General features: G+C 70.1%; 19 protein-coding genes. 11 read left to right on the forward strand and 8 right to left on the reverse strand.

Annotation, left to right across the window (positions count from 1 at the left end; translation table 11 throughout):
- Positions 1-232: 232 nt before the first annotated feature.
- Together F1734_RS13305 and ypfJ are read right to left on the reverse strand one after the other, a co-directional pair.
- Positions 233-1672 (reverse strand): lipase maturation factor family protein, encoded by a 1440-nt coding sequence (locus F1734_RS13305; RefSeq protein WP_017681674.1) that lies wholly within the window; start codon positions 1670-1672, stop codon positions 233-235.
- Positions 1673-1760: 88 nt separating this feature from the next.
- Positions 1761-2675: a KPN_02809 family neutral zinc metallopeptidase gene (gene ypfJ / locus F1734_RS13310; RefSeq protein WP_010595179.1), complete on the reverse strand. Its 915-nt coding sequence runs from the start codon at positions 2673-2675 to the stop codon at positions 1761-1763.
- Between the two features lie 145 nt (positions 2676-2820).
- Between ypfJ and aspS the strand changes: the two genes are divergently transcribed.
- Positions 2821-4599, forward strand: a complete 1779-nt coding sequence (gene aspS / locus F1734_RS13315; RefSeq protein WP_010595178.1) for an aspartate--tRNA ligase — start codon at positions 2821-2823, stop codon at positions 4597-4599.
- A gap of 215 nt (positions 4600-4814) precedes the next feature.
- Entirely contained in the window at positions 4815-5954 is a 1140-nt protein-coding gene (locus F1734_RS13320) for a hypothetical protein (RefSeq protein ID WP_017681672.1), read from the forward strand.
- 139 nt (positions 5955-6093) lie between these two features.
- Here the strand turns inward: F1734_RS13320 and F1734_RS13325 are convergent, their stop codons facing one another.
- The 3 genes from F1734_RS13325 to F1734_RS13335 form a co-directional block, all read right to left on the reverse strand.
- Positions 6094-6519, reverse strand: coding sequence for a CBS domain-containing protein (locus F1734_RS13325; protein ID WP_010595175.1), 426 nt, complete (start codon positions 6517-6519; stop codon positions 6094-6096).
- Positions 6520-6605: 86 nt separating this feature from the next.
- The gene (locus tag F1734_RS13330; protein WP_082170409.1) at positions 6606-7880 is read right to left on the reverse strand and encodes an alkaline phosphatase family protein; all 1275 of its coding nucleotides are present in this window, start codon (positions 7878-7880) and stop codon (positions 6606-6608) included.
- Positions 7877-9520: an alkaline phosphatase D family protein gene (locus F1734_RS13335; protein ID WP_082170408.1), complete on the reverse strand. Its 1644-nt coding sequence runs from the start codon at positions 9518-9520 to the stop codon at positions 7877-7879. Before F1734_RS13335 ends, F1734_RS13330 begins: the two co-directional genes overlap by 4 nt.
- A 149-nt stretch (positions 9521-9669) precedes the next feature.
- On the opposite strand from F1734_RS13335, the gene F1734_RS13340 reads away from it, so the two are divergent.
- The 6 genes from F1734_RS13340 to F1734_RS13365 all read left to right on the forward strand — a co-directional run bounded on the left by F1734_RS13340 (position 9670) and on the right by F1734_RS13365 (position 18235).
- Positions 9670-11079 (forward strand): replication-associated recombination protein A, encoded by a 1410-nt coding sequence (locus F1734_RS13340; RefSeq protein ID WP_010595172.1) that lies wholly within the window; start codon positions 9670-9672, stop codon positions 11077-11079.
- Between the two features lie 74 nt (positions 11080-11153).
- The gene (locus tag F1734_RS13345) at positions 11154-12254 is read left to right on the forward strand and encodes a cytochrome P450 (protein ID WP_172603565.1); all 1101 of its coding nucleotides are present in this window, start codon (positions 11154-11156) and stop codon (positions 12252-12254) included.
- 207 nt (positions 12255-12461) lie between these two features.
- Positions 12462-15128 carry an alanine--tRNA ligase gene (alaS, locus tag F1734_RS13350; protein ID WP_203010673.1) on the forward strand — a complete coding sequence of 889 codons (2667 nt, stop codon included), beginning with the start codon at positions 12462-12464 and terminating at the stop codon, positions 15126-15128.
- Positions 15128-15652 carry a Holliday junction resolvase RuvX gene (gene ruvX, locus F1734_RS13355; protein WP_190242399.1) on the forward strand — a complete coding sequence of 175 codons (525 nt, stop codon included), beginning with the start codon at positions 15128-15130 and terminating at the stop codon, positions 15650-15652. Before alaS ends, ruvX begins: the two co-directional genes overlap by 1 nt.
- Positions 15649-17412: an endolytic transglycosylase MltG gene (locus tag F1734_RS13360; protein ID WP_203010674.1), complete on the forward strand. Its 1764-nt coding sequence runs from the start codon at positions 15649-15651 to the stop codon at positions 17410-17412. Before ruvX ends, F1734_RS13360 begins: the two co-directional genes overlap by 4 nt.
- Positions 17402-18235, forward strand: a complete 834-nt coding sequence (locus F1734_RS13365) for a shikimate dehydrogenase (RefSeq protein ID WP_124258895.1) — start codon at positions 17402-17404, stop codon at positions 18233-18235. Before F1734_RS13360 ends, F1734_RS13365 begins: the two co-directional genes overlap by 11 nt.
- 171 nt (positions 18236-18406) lie before the next feature.
- Here the strand turns inward: F1734_RS13365 and F1734_RS13370 are convergent, their stop codons facing one another.
- Positions 18407-18799 (reverse strand): DUF7144 family membrane protein, encoded by a 393-nt coding sequence (locus F1734_RS13370; protein ID WP_017681929.1) that lies wholly within the window; start codon positions 18797-18799, stop codon positions 18407-18409.
- Positions 18800-19163: 364 nt separating this feature from the next.
- Between F1734_RS13370 and F1734_RS13375 the strand changes: the two genes are divergently transcribed.
- Together F1734_RS13375 and F1734_RS13380 are read left to right on the forward strand one after the other, a co-directional pair.
- On the forward strand, positions 19164-19613 hold the full coding sequence (locus F1734_RS13375) for a DUF6325 family protein (RefSeq protein ID WP_029540091.1): 450 nt from the start codon (positions 19164-19166) through the stop codon (positions 19611-19613).
- Positions 19614-19669: 56 nt separating this feature from the next.
- Entirely contained in the window at positions 19670-19972 is a 303-nt protein-coding gene (locus tag F1734_RS13380) for an SHOCT domain-containing protein (protein WP_003935456.1), read from the forward strand.
- 148 nt (positions 19973-20120) lie between these two features.
- On the opposite strand, the gene F1734_RS13385 is transcribed toward F1734_RS13380, so the two are convergent.
- Both F1734_RS13385 and ppk2 read right to left on the reverse strand, forming a co-directional pair.
- Positions 20121-22919: a cation-translocating P-type ATPase gene (locus F1734_RS13385; RefSeq protein ID WP_010595163.1), complete on the reverse strand. Its 2799-nt coding sequence runs from the start codon at positions 22917-22919 to the stop codon at positions 20121-20123.
- A 43-nt stretch (positions 22920-22962) separates the two neighbouring features.
- Positions 22963-23850 carry a polyphosphate kinase 2 gene (ppk2, locus tag F1734_RS13390; RefSeq protein ID WP_010595162.1) on the reverse strand — a complete coding sequence of 296 codons (888 nt, stop codon included), beginning with the start codon at positions 23848-23850 and terminating at the stop codon, positions 22963-22965.
- Between the two features lie 102 nt (positions 23851-23952).
- Between ppk2 and F1734_RS13395 the strand changes: the two genes are divergently transcribed.
- On the forward strand, positions 23953-25527 hold the full coding sequence (locus F1734_RS13395; protein ID WP_234420186.1) for an MFS transporter: 1575 nt from the start codon (positions 23953-23955) through the stop codon (positions 25525-25527).
- Positions 25528-25646 lie beyond the last annotated feature (119 nt).

Consider the following 25646-nt stretch of genomic DNA (forward strand, 5'->3'; position numbering starts at 1 on the left):
CTCGCTTTCCTCAGCGAATTCTTCGACGCCGTGTCGACGCTCTTCGACGCGCTCGACTTCTTCTCGGGTTCGGCTGAGGCCGCCGGCAGCTCCGAGGCTGCTGCGTAGGCTCGACTCGACGAGCAGGCGGCCTGCGGTTGCACAACCGCAGGCCGCCTTCTTGTGAATTCCCGCGGGTAAATATCTCGATTTCGGAAAACAAACAATCGGTAACGTCGCCGTCGCGGCAGTTTCAGCCGACGTCGCCCTCGGCCAGGGTCACCGGTCGCATGTACTCGGTGATGTATTCACGCACCCACCACGCGCCGGTCTCCCGGCGCTCGCGCCGCGTGGTGTACCGATAACTGAAATACCGGGCCCGCACCCACCGCGGCGGCTCGTCGGGAAACGGATTACGGCGCAGCAACGCCGTCACGTGCTCGTCGTTGGTGAGCAGCTTCTCGAGCAGCCGCCCGAACCAGGACCGCGCGTAGTCGGGGGACAGCGCAGCGAACCACATCAACCAGTCCAGCCGTAGGTGGTACGGCGCGTACTGACGGGGCCGGCGGTGCACGTCGCCGGGCTTGCCCTTGAACTCGTACTCACGCCACACGGTGCCGGGACCGACGTCCCGATCCGAGGTGCCCTCGACGATCACCTCGTGCCGGTGCCGGGTGATGCTGCCGAACGCACCGTAGGTGTTGACGAAGTGCCATCGATTGAACGAGGCGTTCATCGCCTGCCGGTGGGAGAGCATGTTCCGCACCGGCAGGTAGCTCAGCACCGCGACCGCCCCGGTCAGCGCCAGGACCGCGGCCACGAACACCGTCGGTGTCGGCCCGTACCCCGTGCCCGGCTCGAGCGGCAGCAGACGCTCCCACCAGTCGTCGGGGATCACCGACAGCGCCAGCACGATCGCCAGCCAGTTCAGCCAGGAGAAGTTCCCGCTGGCCACCAGCCACAGCTGGGTGACGATCATGATCGACGCCGCGATCCCCGCGATCGGCTGCGGCGCGAACAGGAAGAACGGCACCACCAGCTGGGTGACATGGTTCCCGGCCACCTCGACCCGGTGCAGCGGCTTCGGCAGACGATGGAAGTACCAGCTCAGCGGGCCCGGCATCGGCTGGGTCTCGTGGTGGTAGTACAGGCACGTCAGATCCCGCCAGCACCGGTCGCCGCGCATCTTGATCAGGCCCGCGCCGAACTCGAGCCGGAACAGCAGCCAGCGGAGCAGGATCAGGCCGAGCAGCGGCGGGGCGGTGTCCGCGTTGCCGAGGAAGATCGCCAGGAATCCGGTCTCGAGCAGCAACGATTCCCAGCCGAACGAGTACCAGACCTGACCGACGTTGACGATCGACAGGTACAGCAGCCACATCAGGAACCAGACGAGCATCGAGGCGATCAGCGGCAGCCGGTCCGTCACCCCGAGGGCCGTCGCGGCGGCCAGGACCGCGCCGAGACCGGCGACCGCCGCGAAGAGACGGTCCGAGTAGCGCAGGTGGAACACGCTCGGGGCACGCCCGAACGACGTCGCGCTCAGGAAGCGGGGGATCGGCGTCAGGCCGGCGGATCCGAGCAGCGCCCGGAACTGATTGAGCGCCACGAGGAACGCGACGAGGTAGACCAGGGCGAGCGCGCGCGTGCACAGCAACCGTCCCAGCGAATACCCCTCGGCGTCGTACCATTCCACGGCAGGTCACCTCGTACCGGTGCGGACCCCTCGAGCATGGCACGCGCACCGCGTTCCGGGTACGGAATCCCCGCGGTGCGAGGCGGCGTCAGCGCAGCGCCGGCGGGTTGTCCAGGTCCCGCGCCGTGTACGTGTCGCACGCCGCGATCTGCCCCGTCGTGTACCCGGCGAGGAACCACTTCTGCCGCTGTTCGGACGAGCCGTGCGTCCAGCCCTCGGGGTTGACCCGCCCGCCGGCGGAGGCCTGGATCCGGTCGTCGCCGACGGCGGAGGCCGCCGACAGGGCGTCGCGGATGTCCTGGTCGCTGAGCGGCTGCAGGAACGGCTCCCCGGTGTTCGGATCCGGCTGCTTGTCGGCGTGGTACGCCCACGCGCCGGCGTAGCAGTCGGCCTGCAGTTCGGTGCGGACCGCCCCGGAGTCGGCGCCACGCGGATCGGCCTGCGCGCGGCCGAGGTCGCCGAGCTGGTTCTGCAGATGGTGACCCACCTCGTGCGCGACGACGTATTCCTGCGCGAGCGGGCCCGCGTTGGCACCGAACCGGGTGACCAGATCCTGGAAGAAGCTGGTGTCGAAGTACGCGGTCCGGTCGGCCGGGCAGTAGAACGGCCCGACGTCGCTCGTGGCGTTGCCGCAGCCCGTCGCGACCGCGCCGGAGAACAGCACGACGTCGGGCCGGACGTACTCGACGCCGGTCTGCCGACCGAGCTGCTGTTCCCACACCGCGTCGAGGCTGCCGACGGTGAACTGGACGCGGCAGTCGACGCTCGCGTTGGCGTCCGCACCCGTCTCGCAGCCCTCGAGGGTGCCCGAACCGTACTGTCCGGACTGCTCCGGGGCGCCGCTGCCGAGCAGGGAACCGGGGTCACCCCCGAACAGCAGTGCCAGGATCAGCACCACGAGGCCGCCGGCGCCACCGCCGATCGCGATCCGCCCGCCGGGGCTGCCCCCGCCGCCGAGCTGGATCCGGCCGCCCTCCATCCGCGCGCCCTCGTTGAACGTCATCGCCGCCTTCGCTTTCTCGTCGCAGGGTGACCGACCGGTTCAGCTTGGCACGGCCGATCGGGTACGGGTGTCCTCGGCGGATATGTGCCTTTCGTAGGATTGCAGCGACGACGTCCCTCGCCAAAGTTGTTTCGAAAGGAATTCCGTGCTGCGCACCCATCTCGCCGGCTCGTTGCGAGCCGAGCACGCCGAGCAGACCGTCACCCTCACCGGCTGGGTGGCCCGGCGCCGCGACCACGGCGGGGTGATCTTCATCGACCTGCGCGACGCGTCGGGCGTGTCGCAGGTCGTCTTCCGCGAGGGCGACGTCCTCGAGCAGGCACACCGTCTGCGCGCCGAGTACTGCATCAAGGTCGTCGGGGTCGTCGAGGTCCGCCCCGAGGGCAACCAGAACTTCGACATCCCCACCGGCGCCGTCGAGGTGAACGCGACGCAGCTCGAGGTGCTCAACGAGGCCGCACCGCTGCCGTTCCAGCTCGACGACCAGGTCGGGGAGGAAGCCCGCCTCAAGTACCGCTACCTGGACCTGCGACGCGAGGGCCCCGGCAAGGCGATCCGGCTCCGCAGCAAGGTCAACGCCGCCGCGCGTGCCGTGCTCGCCCACCACAGCTTCGTGGAGGTCGAGACTCCGACGCTGACGCGCTCCACCCCCGAGGGCGCACGCGACTTCGTGGTGCCGGCCCGGCTGCAGCCCGGCAGCTTCTACGCGCTGCCGCAGTCGCCGCAGCTGTTCAAGCAGCTGCTGATGGCCGGCGGCATCGAGCGCTACTACCAGATCGCCCGCTGCTACCGGGACGAGGACTTCCGCGCCGACCGCCAGCCGGAGTTCACCCAGCTCGACATCGAGATGGCCTTCGTGGGCCAGGACGACGTGATCCTGCTCGCCGAGGAGATCCTGCACGCGCTGTGGCGCCTGATCGGCCACGAGCTGACCACACCGATCCCGCGCATGACCTACGCCGAGGCGATGCGCCGCTTCGGCTCGGACAAGCCCGACCTGCGTTTCGGTCTCGAACTGGTCGAGTGCAAGGAGTTCTTCAAGGACACCACCTTCCGGGTCTTCCAGGCCGAGTACGTCGGTGCGGTCGTCATGCCCGGCGGTGCGAGCCAGCCGCGGCGCCAGCTCGACGCCTGGCAGGAGTGGGCCAAGCAGCGGGGTGCGAAGGGCCTGGCGTACGTACTGGTCGGTGAGGACGGCGAGCTGTCCGGACCGGTCGCGAAGAACCTCACCGACACCGAGCGGGCCGGGCTGGCCGCGCACGTCGGTGCAGCGCCGGGGGACTGCATCTTCTTCGCCGCCGGCCCCACCAAGCCCATGCGTGCGCTGCTCGGTGCCGCGCGCGGCGAGATCGCCCGCAAGCTCGATCTCATCGATCCCGACGACTGGAAGTTCGTGTGGGTCGTCGACGCCCCGTTGTTCGAGCCGGCCGCCGACGCCACCGCGTCCGGCGACGTGGCGCTGGGCACCTCCGCGTGGACCGCGGTGCACCACGCCTTCACCTCGCCGATGCCCGAGCACCTCGACACGTTCGACACCGACCCCGGTTCGGCGCTCGCCTACGCGTACGACATCGTGTGCAACGGTCACGAGATCGGCGGCGGCTCGATCCGTATCCACCGCATGGACGTCCAGCAGCGGGTGTTCAAGGTGATGGGAATCTCCGAGGAGGAGGCGAACGAGAAGTTCGGCTTCCTGCTCGAGGCGTTCAAGTACGGCGCGCCGCCGCACGGCGGCATCGCCTTCGGCTGGGACCGCATCACCGCCCTGCTCGCCGGCGCGGACTCGATCCGCGAGGTCATCGCGTTCCCGAAGTCCGGGGGTGGCGTCGATCCGCTGACCGACGCCCCGGCGCCCATCACCGCCGAACAGCGCAAGGACTCGGGCATCGACTTCAAGCCGGAGCCGAAGCCGGCCGGGAAGTAAGAGGACGGCGGAGCCGTCCCGGTGGCGCCGCCCGGGATCCCCGGGTGGCGCCCCCGGGGCACCGGCCGTCGCCGGACCCGGTGCACCGGGTCACGGGACCGGCATCCGTTCGTGCTGCCCACGCACGTTTCGGTCAAGATGCGGTTCGTGCACGAACTGATCGTCGTCCGAACCGGGTAGATTGTCAGGCGATGACTGCAACATTGGCGGAGCCCATGTCGGAAGTGGTGGAGGCGGCGGAGAAGCTGCTGACCCGGCGCACCGGCGCACCCGTGACCTTGGCCGATCCGGTGGATCTCGGCGGCAGCGGCCGCTCGGTGGTCCTGCGCGTGCGGGTCGCGGCGAACCCGTTCTCCCTGCCGCGCACCCTCGTGCTCAAGCAGGTGCCGCCACGCGCGAACCGGCAGGTGGGTTTCCGCGGTGCCGCCACCGACGACGAGGTCGCGTTCCTTCGGGAGGCGGTGTCCTACCAGTTCGCTACCGCCCTGCCCAAGGACGACCGGCCCGGCGCCGAACTCCTGGCCTACGACTTCGAATCCCGTCTGCTCGTGCTCAGCGATCTCGGCGACGCCACTCCGATCGCGACACTGCTGCGCAGCGACGACACCGACACGGTCACCAACACCCTCATGGCCTTCGCCCAGGCCCTCGGCCGGATGCACGCCGCGACCGTCGGGCGCGACGAGGACTTCGCCGCGCTGCTGCGTCGCGCCGAGGTGGCGCACTTCGCCGACGCCGTCGTCGAGCAGGCCACCGGCGCGCTCCGCGGGGTGCCGGACCGCTTCGCCACCGAGTTCGGGCTCGAGGTGCCGCAGAGCGTGATCGACCGCGCCGAGCGGGCCGCGAAGCTGTTCACCGCCGGCCGGTTCCGGGCGTTCAGTCCCTCGGATCTGTGCCCGGACAACATCGTCGTCGGGGACGAGGGCGTGCAGTTCCTCGACTACGAATGGGGCGGCTTCCGCGACGCCACCCTCGACATCGCCTATGCCCTGACCTCCTTCCCGGCCTGCCTGTGCAAGGCACCGCTCACCCTCGAGCGGGCCCGCGCGATGGCCGACGCGTGGCGCGCCGAGGTGGTGGGCATGTGGCCCTCGCTCGGCTTCGACGAGGTGCTCGCCGAGCGGTTGCTCGACGCACAACTCGCGTGGGTGTGGTTGAGCACCTACCTGTTCGTTCCCGAGGACCCGGCCCGCATCGCTGCGGTGCGTGACCACCATCTGTCCGTGCCGTGGACCGACGCGCTGCGCACCCGCTGGTCGCTGCTCGCCGACTTCGCCGGCGACGCCGGACACGACGACGTCGCCGGGCATGCCCGGGACGTCCTCGACCGGCTCGAGCAGCGCGTCGGCGACTGACCACACCACGCCCGGAGCGCCCCGGCGCGGGAGGCTCGGAGGGCTCCGGAGCGGGACGCTCGAAGGGCTCCGGAGCGGGACGCTCGAAGGGTCACGGAGCGGGACGCTCGAAGGGTCACGGCGCGGGACGCTCGAAGGGTCACGGCGCGGTGCGTGCGCAGATCGCCTCGACGAACCGGCCCACCTCCGACTCGGGCAGATGCACGGCCAGGTCGGCCTCGCTGATCATCCCCACCAGCCGATGCTCCTCGACGACGGGCAGCCTGCGGATGCGGTGTTCCTCCATCACCGTCAGGACCCGGCCGACGTCCGCGTCCGCGTCGACCACGTAGGGCTTGCCGTGGGCGAGCGCACCGGCCGTCATCGAACGCGGGTCGCCGCCCGCTGCCACGCACTCGAGCACGATGTCGCGGTCGGTGATGATGCCGTGGAGCCGATTGTCGTCGCCGCAGATCGGCAACGCGCCGATATCCAGTTCCCGCATCCGCCGGGCCGCGGTCTCGAGGGTGTCGTGTTCACCGATGCAGACCGCGTCACGGTGCATGATGTCGCGTGCGGTGGTCATCACTGCCTCCTCCGTTGAAAACGGTTACTGCCCTTCCATTGTCACGCGCGGCGGCGGGCGGTGGAAGGGGGGAGGGGCCATCGAACTCACCCGGCGAAGGCGTGCGTCGCCGCGCGGCCGTCCCAGCCGCCCGGCGGCTCGGCCAGCCCGAACAGCGCCGCGACCGTAGGGGCGACGTCGAGGGTGCGGACGGGCTCGGAGACCGTCGAGCCCCGGCGGAGGCTGGCGTGCCCGCCGGCGACGAAGAACGGGATCTCGACGGTCGCGGCGTGACCGTGATTGCCCGGGATCGGATTCGACAGCGGGCTCGGATCGGAGAACCGCCACCCCGCGTCGCACAGCGCGACCAGATCGCCCGCGGCCGCCCCGAGACCCAGATCCGCTCCCGCGTACAACTCGGCCACGCCCGGCACGGCGGAGGTCACCTCCCGCATCCGCGCGACCGCCTCGAGACGGGCCGCCGGATCGCCGACCCAGTACAGCAGGTTCGCGCCACCGTTCTGCGCGGTGCGCACCGAGCCGGCGAGCAGCGGGTCGGCGCCGAGCACGTCGACGAGTCCGATCACCTGGTCCGGCGCCGACCAGTCCATCCCGTGGTCGGCCAGCACCATCAGCACCGAGCGTTCCCACCGCCCTGTCGCGCGCAGGAACTCGACGAACCGCGCCACCTGCTCGTCCGCCGAGCGCAGCGCCGCCGTCCGGGCGAGCCGCAGTGACGCGCCGAGCACGTCCAGGTGCCCGACGCGGTCCACGTCGCCGAGATTGGTGAACGTGAACCGCGGAGACCGCTCGTCCACCACGGAGATCAGCGCGTCGACCGTGAACCGGTCCGGGGCGTGCTCGGTGAGCGGGAGCAGCGGCACCGGATCCCACGCCACCGACGCGCGACCGCCGAACAAGCCGTGCAGGTACCGCTTGGACAGCACGCTCGCCGTCGTCAACCCCAGTTCGCGGGACAACCGGTCGAGCACCGTGGCGGCGCGCAGGTCGGCCGGCCGATCCAGGTCCCGGGTGCGTCCGAGCGCCGGGTCGAAGACCGAATTCGCGGGCACCCCGTTCCGGTGCGGCAGCACACCGGTCATCATCGCCGCATGGTTGGGCAGCGTCTCGGCCACCGGAATCGCCCGGGCCGCGGTGTACCGGGTGCCGGCGTCGGCGAGCGCCACGAGATGCGGCGTGAGACCCGGCGCGAGCTCGTCCGGACGCATCCCGTCGACGACGAGGACGTGCACGTCCGCGTCCGGAACCAGCGCCGACGTGGCCGCCCTCGCCGGTGCCGCGCCGATCAGGGCCGCGCCGGCCAGCACGGCCGTGCCCGCGAGCATCGTGCGCCGGTCGATCGCCCCGGCGGGCCGCCTCACGGCCGGTCCGCCCGGCGGTGCGCACCGGGGTCGAGCGGGCCGGCCGGGGCGAGCCGCGGCGTGCCGGCTGCGACCCGTCGGCTCGTGCCGTACCGCACGCCGGTCCCCGGGTCGGTCGGATCGAGGACGTAGAACCAGTCCATCTGCACCGCGTCGGCGGTCACGTCCAGGATTCCGAAGCCGTGCGAATCCAGCTCGACGTACCCGATGTGGCGATTCGTCGCCTGTACCGCCGCCTCGATCGACGGGGAGACGGTGCGCGGCGCGACGCCGAGCAACTCGTCGATGTTCGCCGAGGTCACCGAGGGCACCACGAGCTCGGTGGCCACGGTGCCTGCGCCCGGATAGTTCGCGGCGTCGACAGGGATGTCGGCGGCCCACGACGAGTGGATGTCGCCGGTGAGGAACACCACGTCCCGGCCGGAGGCGCGAATCGCGTCGAGCAGCCGTCGCCGGTCCGCGGGGTAGCCGTCCCACTGGTCGACGTTGAACGGCGCCCCCGCAGCCGGGATCCCCGCGACGGCGGTCAGCGCCGCCGTGGTCCGCTCGTCCAGCGGCGGCAGCAGCACGGGTGCGATCATCACCGGGTTCCCGACGAGCTGCCATCGCGTGCCCGAACTGGCGACGCCCGCGGTCAGCCACGCCATCTGCTCGGCGCCGGTGATGGTGCGCTCCGGGTCGTCGAGGCGGCGCCCGTTCACCTGCTCGGATCGGTAGCTGCGCAGATCCAGCATCGACAACTCGGCCAGGCTCCCGAACTGCAGCCGCCGGTACAACCGGGGCGCGTCGGTGGTGCCGCCCGGCCGGACGGGCTGCCATTCGAGGTACGCCTGCAGGGCCGCGGCCCGCCGGTCCGCCCAGATTCCCTCGACGGCCGGATCGTGATTCTCCGCGCCGCCGGACCAGGCGTCGTTGGCGCTCTCGTGGTCGTCCCACACCACGATCCACGGCACCAGCGCGTGCAATCGCTGCAGGTCGGGATCGCTCTTGTACTGGCCGTGCCGGATCCGGTAGTCCGCCAGGGTGACGATCTCGTGTCGCGGATCGTGCGGGCGCACCACCCGGTCACCGGCGGCGTACTCGCCCGTGCCGTACTCGTACAGGTAGTCGCCGAGGTGCACGACGGCATCGAGGTCCGGGCGCGCCGCCAGATGCCGGTAGACGCCGAAGAACCCGGCCTCCCAGTTCGAGCACGACACCACCGCGAACCGCAGGCGGTCCGGGTCCGTGTCCGGCCCCGGCGCGGTGCGGGTACGGCCGACGGGGGAGGACACGTCGCCGGCGGTGAACCGGTAGACGTAGGCGGTGTCCGGTTCCAGGCCCGTCGCGTCGACCTTGACGGTGTGGTCGGACACCGGGGACGTGGTCACGGACCCCGAGGCCACCACGTCGCGGAAATCGCCGTCGGTGGCGACCTCCCAGCGGACCGCCGTCGCCGCGCCGAGGCCGGAACCCGGCACGGCGCCCGGGGCGGGGGTCACGCGGGTCCACAGGATCACCCGGTCGGGCAGCGGGTCGCCGGAGGCGACGCCGTGTGCGAACACGGAGTTCTGCGCCGAGGCGGGGGAGGCGCAGACGGCCGCGAGGGCCGCGGCGCCGAGGACGGCGCCGCCCGCGCGCAGCGCGGTCCGTCGCGACACGGCACGAGGTTCGGTGGGGGGCACCGGACGATCAGACCAGCGTGCCCGGCGATGAGCAAGCACCACAGCCGAACGTCCTGAACGTTCACGGTCGGTTCACGGTCCCGTCGGCCCGGACCGCCGTCGGGACGGGACGGTAGCTTCGTGGGGTGAGCACCTTCTTCGGAGCGGAGGAACCCACCGGCCCGGACGCCTTGTTCGAGGCCCCCCGCCCGGCCGAACCCGAACCCGACCCCGCGCAACCGGCGGCGCGTCCGCCCCGCGGCGGCGGACCGAACGCACCGCTCGCCGCCCGCATGCGCCCGGCCGACCTGAGCGAAGTCGTCGGCCAGCAGCACCTGCTCGCCCCCGGCGCGCCGCTGCGCCGCCTCGTCGAGGGCTCCGGCGCCGCGTCCGTCGTGCTCTACGGCCCGCCCGGGACCGGCAAGACCACCCTGGCCTCCCTCATCTCCGGCGCCACCGGTCGACGCTTCGAGGCACTGTCCGCGCTGTCGGCCGGCGTCAAGGACGTGCGGGCCGTGATCGACCTGGCCCGTCGCCGCCTGAGCGCCGGCGAGCAGACCGTGCTCTTCATCGACGAGGTGCACCGCTTCTCCAAGACCCAGCAGGACGCGCTGCTCGCCGCGGTGGAGAACCGGATCGTGCTGCTCGTGGCCGCCACCACCGAGAATCCGTCGTTCTCCGTCGTTGCCCCGCTGCTGTCCCGCTCCCTGGTGCTGCAGCTGCAACCGCTGGGCCCCGACGACATCCGGGCCCTGCTCGAGCGGGCCCGCACCGACGAACGCGGCCTCGGTGGAAGCGTGCAGATCACCGACGACGCGCTCGAGCACCTGGTGCGCCTCGCCGGTGGCGACGCACGCCGCGCGCTGACCGCCCTCGAGGCGGCCGCCGAGACCGCCCTCGACCGCGGCGGTACGGGCGCGACGATCGACCTGCCGACCGTCGAGTCGAGCATCGACAAGGCCGCGGTGCGCTACGACCGCGACGGCGACCAGCACTACGACGTCGCGAGCGCGTTCATCAAGTCGCTGCGCGGCTCCGACGTCGACGCCGCGCTGCACTACCTCGCGCGGATGATCGTCGCGGGGGAGGACCCGCGGTTCATCGCGCGGCGGCTGATGATCCAGGCCAGCGAGGAGGTCGGCATGGCCGATCCGACCGCGCTGCAGACGGCGACCGCGGCCGCGCAGGTCGTGCAGCTCGTCGGCATGCCCGAGGCCCAGCTCGCCCTGGCGCAGGCCACCATCCACATCGCCACCGCACCCAAGTCGGGTGCGGTCACCGCCGCGCTCGGCGCCGCGATCGCCGACGTCAAGGCCGGCCGGTCCGGGTCGGTGCCGGCGCATCTGCGCGACGGCCACTACGCGGGCGCCCAGAAGCTCGGCAACGCCGTCGGCTACCGCTACCCGCACGACCACCCCGACGGCGTGCTGGCACAGCAGTACGCGCCCGACGAACTCGTCGGCGTCGACTACTACACCCCGACCGGCCACGGCGCCGAGCGCGAGCTGGCACAGCGGGTGCCGAAACTCCGACGGATCGTGCGCGGCGCGCGTTAGCGTGATCCGGGCACCGAGGCGAGGAGGCGACCATCGACACGGCGCACGCGGAGTGGGATCCCCGCTCGGAGGCGGTGCAGGCGGATCAGGTCGCCGGGTACGACGCGATGCGGGCCCGCGGGCCGATCGCGTACGACGGTGACCGCAGCTGGACCGTTTTCGGACACGCCGAGGCCGTGCGGATCCTGGACGACCCCGCGACGTTCTCCAATGCCGTGTCCCGGCACCTGCAGATCCCCAACGGACTCGACGGGGAACGGCACCGCGCGTACCGCGCCGTCGTCGACCGCTATTTCACCGCCGAGCGGCTCGCCGCGTTCGAACCGGCCTGCCGCGCCGTCGCCGCCGAACTGGCCGCCGCACTGCCCCGCGGACGCGCGGTCGAGGTGATGTCCGTGCTGGCCGAGCCGTTCGCCGACAACGTCACGTGCGCGTTCATGGGCTGGCCCGATGCGCTGCGGGCGCCGCTGCGGGCGTGGGCGGAGAAGAATCGTCGCGCCACCCGCGCCGGGGACCGGACGGCGCTGTCGACGATCGCCGTCGAGTTCGACGGCCACATCCGCGCCCAGCTCGACGCCCGTCGCGGCGAGCCCGTCACCGATCCCACGGGCGAACTGCTGCACGAAACCGTGGACGGCCGGCCGCTGCGCGACGAGGAGATCGTCTCGATCGTGCGCAACTGGACCGTCGGCGAGCTGTCGACGATCGCCGCGAGCGTCGGCGTGGTCGCCGGCTTCCTGGCGAACCACCCCCAGGTGCAGGACCGGCTGCGGGCGGACCCGACGCTGCTCGTTGCCGCGAGCGACGAGATCCTGCGGATCGACCCGCCGTTCGTCGCCAGCCGCCGCCGGGTAACTGCCGAGCGCCGGGTCGCCGGTTGCCCGCTGCCCGTCGATGCGCGGGTACAGGTGCTGTGGGCGTCGGTGAACCGGGACGGGGCGGTCTTCGGTGACCCCGACGAGTTCCGGCTCGACCGCGACCCCGCCGACAACCTGGTCTACGGCCGGGGCGTGCACTACTGCCCGGGCGCCCCGCTGGCCCGGCTCGAGCTGAGGGTGCTGTTCGAGGAGTTGCTCGGCCGCACCGCGCGGATCATGCCGGCCGACGGGTGCGCCGCCGTGCGCGCCCGCTATCCGATCGGCGGATTCGCGAAGCTGCCGCTGCAGTTCGACTGAGCGCGTACCGCCGGGTGTCAGCCGGTCCGTCGACGGTCGCTGTGCCGCCTCGGGCCGCCGGTCGACAGGGCCGAACGATACTTCGCTCACGCCCGGCGGATGCTCACGGCGGCCGCCGACGTCGGCGCGATAGGCTGAACGATGGCCGATTCGCCGTGTCCGGACGGGCACGGTAGTCCACACCGTCAGACAAAGAGGACCATCGACGTGCAGACCCACGAGATCCGCAGGCGCTTTCTCGACCACTTCGTGAAGGCCGGCCACACCGAGGTGCCCAGCGCGTCGCTGATCCTGGCCGATCCGAACCTGCTGTTCGTCAACGCCGGCATGGTCCCGTTCGTGCCCTACTTCCTCGGCCAGCAGACCCCGCCGTTCAGCACCGCGACCTCGGTGCAGAAGTGCGTGCGCACCCTCGACATCGAGGAGGTGGGCATCACCACCCGGCACAACACGTTCTTCCAGATGGCCGGCAACTTCTCGTTCGGCGACTACTTCAAGGAAGAGGCGATCGGGCACGCGTGGTCGTTGCTGACCGGCTCCGTCGACGACGGCGGCTACGGCATCGATCCCGAGAAGCTCTGGGCGACCGTGTATCTGGACGACGACGAGGCGTACTCGATCTGGCACGACAAGATCGGCGTCCCCGCCGAGCGCATCCAGCGCCGCGGCATGAAGGACAACTACTGGTCGATGGGCATCCCCGGTCCCTGCGGCCCCTGCTCGGAGATCTTCTACGACCGCGGCCCCGAATACGGCGCCCCGGGTGGCCCCGAGGCCGACGAGGACCGCTACATCGAGATCTGGAACCTCGTGTTCATGCAGAACGAGCGCGGCGAGGGCGGAGCCAAGGAGGGCTACCCGATCCTCGGGCCGCTGCCGAAGAAGAACATCGACACCGGCATGGGTGTCGAGCGAGTCGCGTTCCTGCTCCAGGGCGTCGAGAACGTCTACGAGACCGACCTGCTGCGCCCGGTCATCGACAAGGCCGCCGAGCTCACCGGCAGCGTCTACGGCGCCGACCACGCCTCGGACGTGCGCTTCCGGGTCATCGCCGACCACGCCCGCACCGCCGCGATGCTCATCGTCGACGGCGTCAACCCCGGCAACGACGGTCGCGGCTACGTCCTGCGCCGCCTGCTGCGCCGGATCGTGCGCTCCGCGCGTCTGCTCGGCGCCGACACGCCGACGATGGCCGAGTTCATGGCCGTCGTGCGCGACACCATGAGCCCGTCCTATCCGGAGCTGGCGACGGACTACTCGCGCATCGAGACCGTCGCCGTCGGTGAGGAGACCGCATTCCTCAAGACCCTGGGCACCGGCAGCAAGCTGTTCGAGGGCGCGGTCGAGTCGGCGAAGGCCCAGGGCAGGTCCGTTCTCGGCGGCACCGAAGCCTTCACCCTGCACGACACCTACGGGTTCCCCATCGACCTGACGCTGGAGATGGCCTCCGAGGCCGGCCTGACCGTCGACGAGGACGGCTTCCGTTCCCTCATGGCCGAGCAGCGTCAGCGCGCCAAGGACGACGCCCGTGCCCGCAAGCACGCCCACGCCGACCTGACCGTCTACAAGGAACTGCTCGACCGCGGCCCCACCGAGTTCACCGGCTTCACCGAACTGGTGACCGAGGCGACGGTGCTGGCCGTCATCACCGGCGGGGAACGGTTGCACGCGGCGCAGGCCGGCCAGAACGTCGAGCTGATCCTCGACCGCAGCCCCCTCTACGCCGAGGCCGGCGGTCAGATCGCCGACGTCGGCACCATCACCGCCGGCGGTCTGCGCATCAAGGTCGACGACGTCCAGAAGATCGCCAAGCAGCTGTGGGTGCACAAGGTGACCGTGCTCGAGGGTCAGGTCACCGAGGGCGACGCCGTCCTCGTGCAGGTCGACCCGTCCTGGCGCAAGGGCGCCACGCAGGGCCACTCGGGTACCCACCTGGTCCACGCCGCGCTGCGCGAAGTCCTCGGCCCCAACGCCGTGCAGGCCGGCTCGCTGAACAAGCCGGGCTACCTGCGGTTCGACTTCTCCTGGCCCGGAGCGCTCAGCGAGCAGCAGAAGGCCGACATCGAGGCTGTCACCAACGAGGCCGTCGCGGCGAACTACCCGGTCAACACCTTCGTCACGGACCTGGACAAGGCCAAGAAGATGGGTGCGATGGCGCTCTTCGGCGAGAACTACGGCGACGAGGTCCGCGTCGTGGAGATCGGCGGCCCGTTCTCGATGGAGCTGTGCGGCGGCACGCACGTCGAGCACTCCTCCCACGTCGGCACCGTCACCCTGCTCGGCGAGCAGTCCGTCGGCTCGGGCGTGCGCCGCGTCGAGGCATACGTCGGCCTGGACTCGTACCGGCACCTGGCCAAGGAACGGGCCCTGCTCGCAGGCCTGTCCTCGACCCTGAAGGTGCCCTCCGAGGAGGTGCCCGCGCGCGTCGAATCCCTGGTCGAGCGGTTGAAGGCGGCCGAGAAGGAACTCGAACGCACCCGCGCCGCCGCGGTGCTCGCCTCGGCCGGCACGTTCGCCGAGAAGGCGCAACGCACCGGCGATCTGCTCGTCGTCGCCGAGACGGCCCCCGAGGGCGTGGCCGGCAACGACCTGCGCAGCCTCGCCTCCGACGTCCGCGGCCGGCTCGGCAGCGAGCCCGCCGTGGTGCTGCTCCTCGGTTCGGCCGACGGCAAGGTGCCGTTCGTCGTCGCCACCACCAAGGCCGCCCAGGCCAAGGGCATCAAGGCCGGCGACCTGGTCTCGAGCTTCGGGCCGGTCATCGGTGGCCGCGGCGGCGGCAAGCCCGACATGGCACAGGGATCCGGATCCGACCCCGCCGGTATCCCCGCGGCGTTGACCGCGTTCCGCGCCCGGCTCAGCGAGCTGGCCGGCTGATCGTGGCCGACTTCGCCGGTCCCGACCGCCCGGGTGTCGACGACCCCGGCCGCGGACGCCGCATCGGCATCGACGTCGGAAGTGTCCGGATCGGTGTGGCCTCGTCCGATCCCGACGGGATCCTGGCCACCCCGGTCGAGACCGTGCCGCGCTCGAAGGAACGCGGGCCCGACGCGCCGGATATCCGGCGCATTGTGGACATCGTCACGGAGTACGAGGCCGTGGAGGTTATCGTCGGTCTGCCGCAGACCCTGCGCGGGGAGCCCGGCAAGGCCGCGAAACTGGCCCGTGACTTCGCGGGACGGTTGCGTCGGCGGATGACCGGGATTCCCGTGCGGATGGCCGACGAACGATTCACGACGGTCACTGCGGCGCGGGCCCTCCGCGAGAGCGGAGTCAGTGCGCGCGGTGCGCGGCCGGTGATCGACCAGGCCGCCGCCGTCGCCATCTTGCAGGGTTGGTTGGACGAGCGGAGTGCAGTGGTGAACGTGGCCGAGGACGGCAAGCCGGAGAACGGACGATGAGCCGGCACGGGAGGCCGGACGACGAGTCCACCGGGGCGGACCACGCCTTCGGAGACCGTCCCGGGTTCGGGTCCGCCCAGCAGGACGAGTGGTACCGGCCGCGGCACGGGACCGACGTTTCGCAGCCGTCCGCCGCCGGGGGCGGCCACCGCTACGAGCCTCCGACCCCTCCGGCCGGCGGGCACCCCTTCGACGACGCCCCCACCACCGAGCACGTCTACCGGCTCGACGAGTACGACCCCGGCGCCCCGTCGCAGCCCGAGCCCCGCCCCTACGGTGGACACCCCGCCGACGACCCGGGCGCCGAGACCCAGGTCTTCGAGGCTCAGACCTACGAGACCCAGGGCTACGGGCCCAGCGACTACGATCCCCGCGACCACGACGGATACGACCCCGCGCCGGGCACCTACCGACACGACGACCACGAGCAGCCGCCGACCTACGACGAGTCGGGCTACGACCAGTTCGGGTACGCCGCAGTCGACGACGATCCGCGCGGCTACCCCGAGGCGTCCGCAGCGGGACGGGACTGGACCGACTCCGCCGATCGCGCCGCCCCCGAACCCGTCGGGATGTCCCCGGCCCGCCGGGCCCATGCCCGCTCGGCCCGGGCCCGCCGCACACGCGGCCGGATCGTCGGCGTGCTCGCCGTCGCGGCCGTACTGGTTCTGCTCCTCGGCGGCGGATTCTTCGCCTACCAGAAGTTCACCGGCCCCGATCTGCCGCCCGATTACACCGGTGCGGGCGGTCCCGCCGTCGTCGTGCAGGTGCACCCGGGTGACACCGCCGAGCAGATCGGCGCCGCTTTCAAGGAAGCGGACATCGTCGCCAGCTCCGACGCCTTCTACAACGCCGCCGTCCAGAACCCCGGCATGAACTCGTTGCAGCCGGGCTTCTACTCGATCGCCAGCAAGCTTCCCGCCCGCGAGGCCGTCGCCGCGCTGGTCGACCCCGCGAACCGGGTCGGGGCGCTGGTGATCTCCGAGGGCCGGCAGTTGCACGACATCCGCGATGTCAACACCGGTGCCGTGCGCAAGGGGATCTACACGCTCATCGCGGAGGCCAGTTGCCTCGAACGCGACGGGCAACGCACGTGTCTGACCTACGAGGAACTCGACGCCGCGGGTGCGAGCACCGACCTCGCCGCGCTCGGTGTGCCGGAATGGGCGCGGGCCGCCGTCGCGAACGTGCCCGACCGCAGCCGGCAGCTCGAGGGACTCATCGCGGCGGGGCGCTGGGACTTCGATCCCGGCGCCGGGGCAGCGGACATACTCCGGTACCTCGTCTCCACCAGCGCCGAACGCTACGACGAGACGGGTATCACCCAGGCTGCGGCGAAGGTGGGACTGACGCCGTACGAGATGCTCGTCGCCGCGTCCCTCGTGGAACGCGAGGCCCTGCCGGACGACTTCTCGAAGGTCGCCCGGGTGATCCTCAACCGGCTCGAGATCGGGCAGCCGTTGCAGTTCGACTCGACGGTCAACTACGCCCTCGACGAAACCGAGCTGGCGACCACCGATGCCGACCGGGCGCAGGTCACCCCCTGGAATACGTACGCGAGCCCGGGACTGCCCGCCACCCCGATCTCGTCGCCGAGCATCGAGGCGCTGCAGGCCGTGGAGAACCCGGAGGCGGGGAACTGGACGTACTTCGTGACCATCGACGCTCAGGGCACGACCCTGTTCGCCGACAACTACGACGAACACCTGACGAATACGCAGCAGGCGCTGGAAAGCGGAATCCTCGACAGTGGCAGATGACATCGTGACCGGCGCCCGCAAGGCCGCGGTCCTCGGCAGCCCCATCGCGCATTCGAAGTCCCCGTTGCTGCATCTGGCTGCCTACCGGGCGCTGGGGCTGACGGACTGGACCTACGAGCGCATCGAATGCACGGGCGAGCAGTTGCCGGCCCTGGTGTCGGGACTCGGCCCCGAGTGGGTCGGGGTGTCGGTGACGATGCCCGGCAAGTTCGCGGCCCTCGAGTTCGCCACCGAGCGGACCGACCGGGCCGTGCTGATCGGCTCGGCGAACACCCTGGTGCGGACCGCGAACGGCTGGCGGGCCGACTGTACCGACGTCGACGGCGTCACCGGCGCGCTGCGCGCCGCCGGCGTCGGGGATCTGACCGGCGCGTCGGCGGTGGTGGTCGGGGCCGGGGGGACCGCGCGGCCGGCCCTGGTGGGGCTCGCCGAGCTCGGGGTCGCCACGGTGACCGTCGTCGCCCGCAACGAGATCCGGGCCGCCGAGACGTTCGACTGCGCCGAGGCCGTGGGTATGAAGCCGCGTTGGCTGCCGTTCGACGCCCCGGAACTCGCGGACGTGTGCGCGAGCGCGGGTGCGCTCGTGAGCACCGTGCCGGCGGCCGCGGCCGCGCCCTACGCGCAGCAACTCGGCCGCGCGCCGTTCGTCCTCGACGCGATCTACGACCCGTGGCCGACGCCTCTCGCCGAGGCCGCCGCGGCCCACGGATCCGTCGTGGCGGGCGGCCTGCAGATGCTGCTGCACCAGGCATTCGGCCAGGTCGAGCAGTTCACCGGTCGCCCCGCGCCGAAGGCGGAGATGGCGGCCGCCCTCGCCGGTTGACGACGCGCCGGTCGACGACGCGGCGTGGTCGGCTCCCGGGTCGGTCGCCGCGACCGAGGTGATCGTCGGAAAGTTCCGGCGCGAAGACTGTGCGCGACGCCGCCCGCGTGTGACGGCGCGGGTCGTGCGACGGGACGAATCGCCGTCGCACGACCCGGTGCCGGGGCGCGGTCAGTAGTAATCGGCGCGGGGGTTCCAGGTCGAGATCGCCCAGATGACGACCACGTCCAGGGCGATGATCAGGATCGACCACCACGGGTAGTACGGCAACCAGAGGAAATTCGCCAGGATGGACAGGGCGGCAATGATGATGGCCGCCACCCGTGCCCACGTCGCGCCGGTGATCAGTGCGATGCCGACGACGACGACCACGACACCCATGACGATGTGGATCCATCCCCAGGTCGTGAGATCGAGCTTGAAGGTGTACTCCTGGCCCTGGACGATCACCTCGTCCTCGGCGACCGCCGCAATTCCCTGGAAGAACTGCAGGACGCCGATCGTGGTCATGATGACCGCGGCCCCGATCGACGTCCCCGCCGCGACGGCCTGTTTCGTGGACATGGGTTCCGGTTCGACATGCACGTTGTGTGACACGGTCGTCTCCCTCTCCGAACGGATCTGACGGGTCGAGTGTGCGCCGGGTTGCACAGGTCCAGCAGGGACTTTCGTCCCATTCTCGGTATCGGCGCGGTCACGCACCCCTCGCGCTCCTTCTTTCGGCGACGAGGCGGGAGCAATCCGGTTGCCTGCCCGAAGACAGCCTGCCCGAAAACCGGATGCGCGCAGACATGTGCGAGCTATCGTCGAACATGCAGTGGACCGGTTCTCCGTTCCCCGGTCGGCGTCGCCACCATGCGGGTGTGGCGCCGTGAAACCGCCCGAACTGCTGCCGAAGACCGATCCCGTCGCTGAAACGAGGCACCCGGTGACCGATTCCGACATCGACGAGATGGGTCCGGTCGACTATCTCGTCATCGAGTTCCCCGCCGACCGTCCGCCCGACGGGTCGGCGCTGCCCCTGCTGCGCGATCTCGTCGAGCGCGGCATCGTCCGAGTGCTGGACCTGGCGTTCGTCCAGAAGGATCCGGACGGCTCCGTCGCCGGGATCGACATCGCCGACGTCGGGCTCGAAGGCGAGGTCGATGTCACGCTGTTCGCGGAGGCCGCCTCCGGTCTGCTCGACGACACCGACTTCGCCGAAGCCGGCGCCGCACTCGAGCCGGGCTGTTCGGCGGCTGTGCTCGTGTACGAGAACACGTGGGCAGCACCCTTTGCTCGCGCTCTGCGCCGCAACGGCGCCCAGCTCGTCGCGTCGGGCCGGATTCCCGTGCAGAGCATCCTGTCGTCCCTGGATCGGATCGAGTCCGAAAGCTGAGAACAGACAGAGGGATTCGGCTACGTCGATCCTTCGAGTATGCAGAGGAGTGCGTCATGCCCGGACTGCTGCGGGGCGTCGCCCGCACGGCCGTGGTGGCGGGAACCGCCACCGCCGTCTCCAACCGTGTGTCCCGGCGACAGGGCCAGCGCTGGGCGGGGCAGGAGCAGGCGCGATACGAACGCTACGAGCAGTATCCGCCTGAACCCGCCCCGCCGCCCGCCGCCCCGGCCGCGCCCGTCGCCCAAGGAGGGACGGACCGGATCGCCGCATTGAAGGACCTCGCCGAGCTGAAGGCGCAGGGCGTGCTCACCGAGGCCGAGTTCGAAGCCGAGAAGGCCCGAATCCTGGCTTCCTGACCAGCCGACGGCACGCCCGACCGCGGTGAATCATCCTGCGGGCGGGCGTGTCCCGGCGCCTTCGGGCCCCACATGCTCGAAGTCTCGGTCATCCGCTTCCCGAGTCGTACGTGCGGCCGGATCGTAGGTGCGCGATCGTGATTCGCTGTCAGCGGTGATGGACACGCTGCGGTGCCACTGCGGCCGCGACGGGGATGGGGGCCGTCGGCGCCGAACGTCGGCGTCGCCGCAGTACCTTCTCGCCTTCGATGACGACCGGAACGAGGAGCGACCAACCCACGCAGGCGAGCCACTGGCCGCCGGTCAGTGAGGTGGTCATCAGCAGATCCTGGAGGAAGCCGGCCTCGACGGCGAACACTGTGACGACGACGGGGATGGACAGGATTCCGAGCGCCCTCAGGACCGGAGCGGTCATCCCCGAGTCCGGGTCTCGGCGCAGGGCGAGTCCGCTCAGGATGGAACCGAACGACAAGACCACGAATGCGGTCGTCATCGGGACGTTGGCCGCGGTGGGGCTCATCTCGCCGGGAGCGAGGAGCATCGCAGCGAGGGTGACGGCGAACTGCAGGATGCCATATGCCAGCCACTGCAGTAGCGCCGTGCGGTTCGCGATCGGCACCCCGGGGTCGCGGGGCGTCTTGGTCATCAGGTTCGGCGGTGGCGGGTCGAGCATGATGACCGCAACCGGAAAGAGGGTGATGAAGAAGTGCTGGAACAGCACCATCAGCGGCGTGAGCGCGACGCCGTCGTTGATGTCGAAGATGCTCGCGACGAGGAACAGCAGGACGAGTGAGAACAGCTTGGACATCTGGTAGCGGATGTAGGACACGATCTTGTCGTAGATGCTGCGTCCCAACCTGATCGCGGTGATCAACGTCCCGAAGTTGTCGTCCGTGAGCACCATCTTGCCGGCCTGCTTGGTGACCTCGCTGCCCGAGCCCATGGCCACCCCGATGTCGGCCTTCTTCAGGGCCGCGGCGTCGTTGACGGCATCGCCGGTCATGGCCACTACCGCGCCGCTCCGCTGCATGAGGTCGGCCAGCCGCAGCTTGTCCTGCGGAGTGACGCGGCCGAAGACGTGCAGGTTCGGCAACGCTGCCGTCAGTTCCTCGTCCGACATGGCGTGCAGTTCGGCCCCGCCGATCGCGCCCGGCCCGAGACCGAGTTCGGCACCGATCGCCGACGCTGTGATCGCGTGGTCGCCGGTGATCATGCGGACCTCGATGCCGGCCGCTCGCGCGGTGCGGACCGAGTCGACGGCCTCCGGGCGAAGCGGATCGATGATGCCGACCATCCCGACGAAGATGAGCTCACCGACGAACGACATCGGGTCGGCCTGCACCGCCTCTTCCCGACCGTCGAGCAGGCGGACCGCGAACGCCAGCACGCGCAACCCCTGCTCCGAGAGAGTTCGGTTGGCCGCGCCCAGGTCGTCGCGGACCTCCTCGATCGGTACCTCCCGACGGCCCGGCTGGTAGGCGCTGGTGCAGCGGGCGAGGACGACATCGGGTCCACCCTTGACGAGTTCCACGAATCGGGTGGTGCCGTCGACCGGTAGGTGGTGGAACGTCGCCATGAACTTGTAAGCGGAGTCGAACGGCACCTCCGCGACCCGCGGATACGTCCGCCGGGTCAGCGGAGCGTCGATCCCGATCTTCGCGGCGAGCACCACGAGCGCGGCCTCGGTGGGATCGCCGACGATGTCGCCGGTGTCGGAGACGGTGGCGTCGCTGTCCAGGCACAGGCCGTACGCGAGCAGGGTGAAGTCCGGAACCTCCAGGCCAGCAGCCTGGGCAATCCTCCCCGTCTTGTCGTAGCCCTCGCCGTCCACGGTGTACCAGCGGCCGTGGAAGTACAGGGACCGGACGGTCATCTGGTTCATGGTCAAGGTGCCGGTCTTGTCCGAGTTGATCGCGCTGGTGGCACCGAGTGTCTCGACGTCGGTGAGGTTCTTCACGACGGCCTTGGCGTCCGCCAGTTGACGAGCCCCGAAGGCGAGCATGGCCTGGACGAACGTGGGCAGACCGGTGGGGATGGCGGACACCCCCATGGAGATGCCCAGCAGCAGCAGCGTCGCCAGTTCCTGCCCCCGAACCAACCCGATGATCACGATGATCGCGACCGCAGCCCACGCAATGATCCCGAGAATCTTGGTCAGTGAGTCCAGCTCGCGCTGAAGCGGCGACTTGCTCGGTGCGACGGCCGACAGCATCGACGCGATCCGGCCCATCTCCGTGTGCATGCCGGTTTCCGTGACGATCATCGTGGCGGTGCCCCGGGTGACCGACGTGTTCTGGAAGACCATGTTGCTGCGGTCGCCGAGGGCGACATCGGTGGTGTCGAGCGTGTGGGGGTCCTTCGGGACGGGGGTACTTTCACCCGTCAGCGCCGCCTCCTGCGTCTCGAGGGTGGCCGTCGTGAGCAGCCGACCGTCGGCGGGCACGATGTCGCCGGCCTCCACTTGCACGATGTCGCCCGGGACGAGGTCGGTGGCGGCGAGCTGAACCAGGATGCCGTCACGGATCACGCGCGTCTGCGGGGTCTGCATCCTCGCGAGCGCATCGACGCTGGCACGAGCCTTCAGTTCCTGTTGCGTGCCCAGCACGATGTTGAGTCCGACGAGCACCACGACCACGATCGCCGTCGGTACCTCACCGATGACGATGCTGACGACGGCGACCGCGACCAGCATCAGGTTCATCGGATCTTCGAGCTGCCGAAGCGCGATCGCCCACATCGACGGTCCGGGCTCGGAGGCGATCTCGTTGAGGCCGTACCGGCGGCGGCGGGCACCGGCTTCTCCCGCGGTCAACCCCGAGTGCCGATCCGAGTTCAGCACCGCGACAACGGTATCCGGCTCCTGGACGTGCCAGGTGTTCCGCTCGGCCTGCACGTCGTCGGTGTCGGTGGGATGCCCCTGATCCGGGGGGTGTTCGGTGAGAGCCATGATCGCTTCTCCTCGCCGGAGACGACTCGTCGGAGACGACTCCTCAGAAGGGCGTGGGGATCCAGTGCAGTTGCTGCCTGGGCGTCCGGTATCCGTGCGGACCCCGACGCTCCGGCAGGGTGATGTCGCGGTGTTCGAGCGGTTCGTAGGGAATCTGGCTCAGCAGGTGGCTGACGACATTGAGCCGGCCGCGCTTCTTGTCGTCGTTGTCGGCGACATACCAGGGTGCCCAGCCGGTGTCGGTGTAGCGGAACATCTCGTCGCGTGCCCGCGAATAGTCGTACCACCGGCTGTACGACTGTAGATCGAGGTCCGAGAGTTTCCAGATCCTGCGCGGATCGTCGATCCGGCGTTGCAGCCGCACCGTCTGCTGTTCCTGACTCACCTCGAGCCAGTACTTGAGCAGAACGATGCCCGAGTCGACGATCGCCCGTTCGACCGCGGGCGTCATCTCGAGGAAGTGCCGCGCTTCCTCGTCGGTACAGAACCCCATCACCCGTTCGACTCCCGCGCGGTTGTACCAACTGCGGTCGAAGATCACCACCTCGCCACCGGCCGGCAGATGCGGAAGGTACCGCTGCACGTACATCTGGCTCTTCTCGCGCTCGGTCGGCGCGGGCAGGGCGACCACGCGGAACACACGCGGGCTGACGCGTTCGGTGATCGCCTTGATGACGCCGCCCTTTCCGGCGGTGTCGCGGCCCTCGAACAGAATGCAGACTTTCGCGCCGGAGGATCTGACCCATTCCTGCATGGCGACGAGTTCACCCTGGAGCGGTTTGAGACGTCGTAGATACTCCTTGTTCTTCATCGGCTTCTTCGCCGGCGTTCCCGGTTCCGCAGCGGGCGAACGGAGCTCCCCGGCTTCGTCAACGCGCTTCCGGCCGTGGCCGCCCTTCGGTGCCTTCTTCCGGGCCGATTTGGAACCCATGACCGACTCTCCCGATGTGTGGACTGGAGGCGAGGGGCCTCATCGAACGGCCGGCACTTCCGGAGCGATCGCCGGAAGGTGCATGGAAGCGATTTTCCATCAGTGCCGAGAAATCCGCCGGATTTCGACCATTTCGCCGGCTCGATCGGGGCGACGCAACGGCGGCGGTGGACGCTCGAAATTGCCACCTTGGGTTCTTCGAATGCCCCAGAATGTCACTGGCCACGTTGTGCACGAGTCAGTGCATCTCTTTGTCGAGCGGAAGGGCTCGCCATGCCGGACAGTCTCGACTCTCCGCGCCCGTCCTCGACCCTGCGGCGGATGCTCGTGCCGCTCGCTCTGGCACAGTTCATCTGCAGCTTCGCCGGGTCGAACATGAACGTGATGATCAACGACATCAGTGCGGATCTCGGGACGACCGTGCAGGGTGTGCAGACCGCGATCACCGTGTTCCTGCTGGTGATGGCCGCGTTCATGATCCCCGGAGGCAAGCTGACCGACCGGTGGGGGCGTAAGCGGTGCTTTGTGCTCGGTCTCGTTCTGTACGGCATCGGAGCATTGATCAGCGCGGTCTCGCCCAACCTCGGGGTACTGATCATCGGCAACTCGATCCTCGAAGGGGTGGGCACCGCGCTGCTGATTCCGCCGGTGTACATCCTCACCACGATGCTCTTCAGTGATCTGACCTCTCGAGCGCGGGCATTCGGTGTCATCACCGGGATGGGCGGCATCGGAGCGGCAGCAGGTCCGCTGATCGGTGGTGTCATCACCACCGGCATCGACTGGCGCGCGGCCTTCGTGTTCCAGGCGCTGATCATCGGAGCCATCCTCGTGCTCAGCCGGGGGATCGTGGACCCGGTGCCTCCCGACCCGGCGCGACCGTTCGACGCCGTCGGCGCCCTCCTTTCCGCCGCCGGCCTGGTCTGTCTCGTGATGGGGATCCTGCAGGCAGACACCGATGTCGTCCTGATGGCGATCCTGGTCGTGGTGGGAGCGCTGTTCATCATGGGGTTCCTGCTGTACGTGCGGGCCCGTGAACGGGCCGGCAAGGAGCCACTGCTGTCGCTGTCACTGTTCCGCAACCGCACCTCGAACCTCGCGCTGGTGACGCAGAACATCCAGTGGCTGCTGCTGATGGGGATCGCGTTCGTCGTTTCCGCCTTCCTGCAGGTCGTCCGGGGATACAACGCGATCGAGACCGGCGTGATCTTCACCGCGGCCACCGCCGGCATCCTCGGTGCCTCGCTCGTGGCGGAGCGGCTGACGGCGAAGTACCCGCAGCGCACGCTGATCACAGCCGGGTTCGTCACCACCCTCGCGGGTGTCGGTGTCCTTCTCCTGCTCGTGCGGGCTTGGACGAGTGCATGGGCATTCACGCCAGGGCTGCTGCTCATCGGCATCGGACTCGGGACGATGCTGACGCCGTCGGTCAACGTGGTGCAGTCCGCATTCGCGGAGGAGCGTCAAGGCGAGATCTCGGGGTTGTCGCGGTGCGTATCCAATCTCGGATCGTCGCTGGGTACGGCTGTGGCGGGTACCGTCCTGGTCGCCGGGTTGACCTCGCCCGACCGCGCGTACGCGCTGGCCATGACAGTGCTGGCCGTCCTCGGTCTGATCGGGTTGGTGGCGGCGCTGCTTCTCCCCGGCACACCCGATCGAACTCCGGCACCACGTTGACGGTTTCGGGGGCTTTGCGTATATGGGCGGCGTACGATATGTACGGTCGTCCCGCAAAAGGGGCCACATGGATGCGAGATGAGCATGCCGGGTGCTGGTGCCGACGCTGTCACGGTCGA

The organism is Rhodococcus ruber (assembly GCF_016804345.1).
GTDB classification, from domain to species: Bacteria; Actinomycetota; Actinomycetes; order Mycobacteriales; family Mycobacteriaceae; genus Rhodococcus; species Rhodococcus ruber.

Excerpts from the sequence above, each read along its gene's own strand:
- F1734_RS13320 (WP_017681672.1), top strand. The coding sequence starts at position 4,815 with ATGTCGGAAGTGGTGGAGGCGGCGGAGAAGCTGCTGACCCGGCGCACC.
- F1734_RS13385 (WP_010595163.1), bottom strand. The coding sequence starts at position 22,919 with ATGGCTCTCACCGAACACCCCCCGGATCAGGGGCATCCCACCGACACC.
- ppk2 (WP_010595162.1), bottom strand. The coding sequence starts at position 23,850 with ATGGGTTCCAAATCGGCCCGGAAGAAGGCACCGAAGGGCGGCCACGGC.
- F1734_RS13325 (WP_010595175.1), bottom strand. The coding sequence starts at position 6,519 with ATGACCACCGCACGCGACATCATGCACCGTGACGCGGTCTGCATCGGT.
- F1734_RS13360 (WP_203010674.1), top strand. The coding sequence starts at position 15,649 with ATGAGCCGGCACGGGAGGCCGGACGACGAGTCCACCGGGGCGGACCAC.
- F1734_RS13370 (WP_017681929.1), bottom strand. The coding sequence starts at position 18,799 with ATGTCCACGAAACAGGCCGTCGCGGCGGGGACGTCGATCGGGGCCGCG.
- F1734_RS13380 (WP_003935456.1), top strand. The coding sequence starts at position 19,670 with ATGCCCGGACTGCTGCGGGGCGTCGCCCGCACGGCCGTGGTGGCGGGA.
- ypfJ (WP_010595179.1), bottom strand. The coding sequence starts at position 2,675 with ATGACGTTCAACGAGGGCGCGCGGATGGAGGGCGGCCGGATCCAGCTC.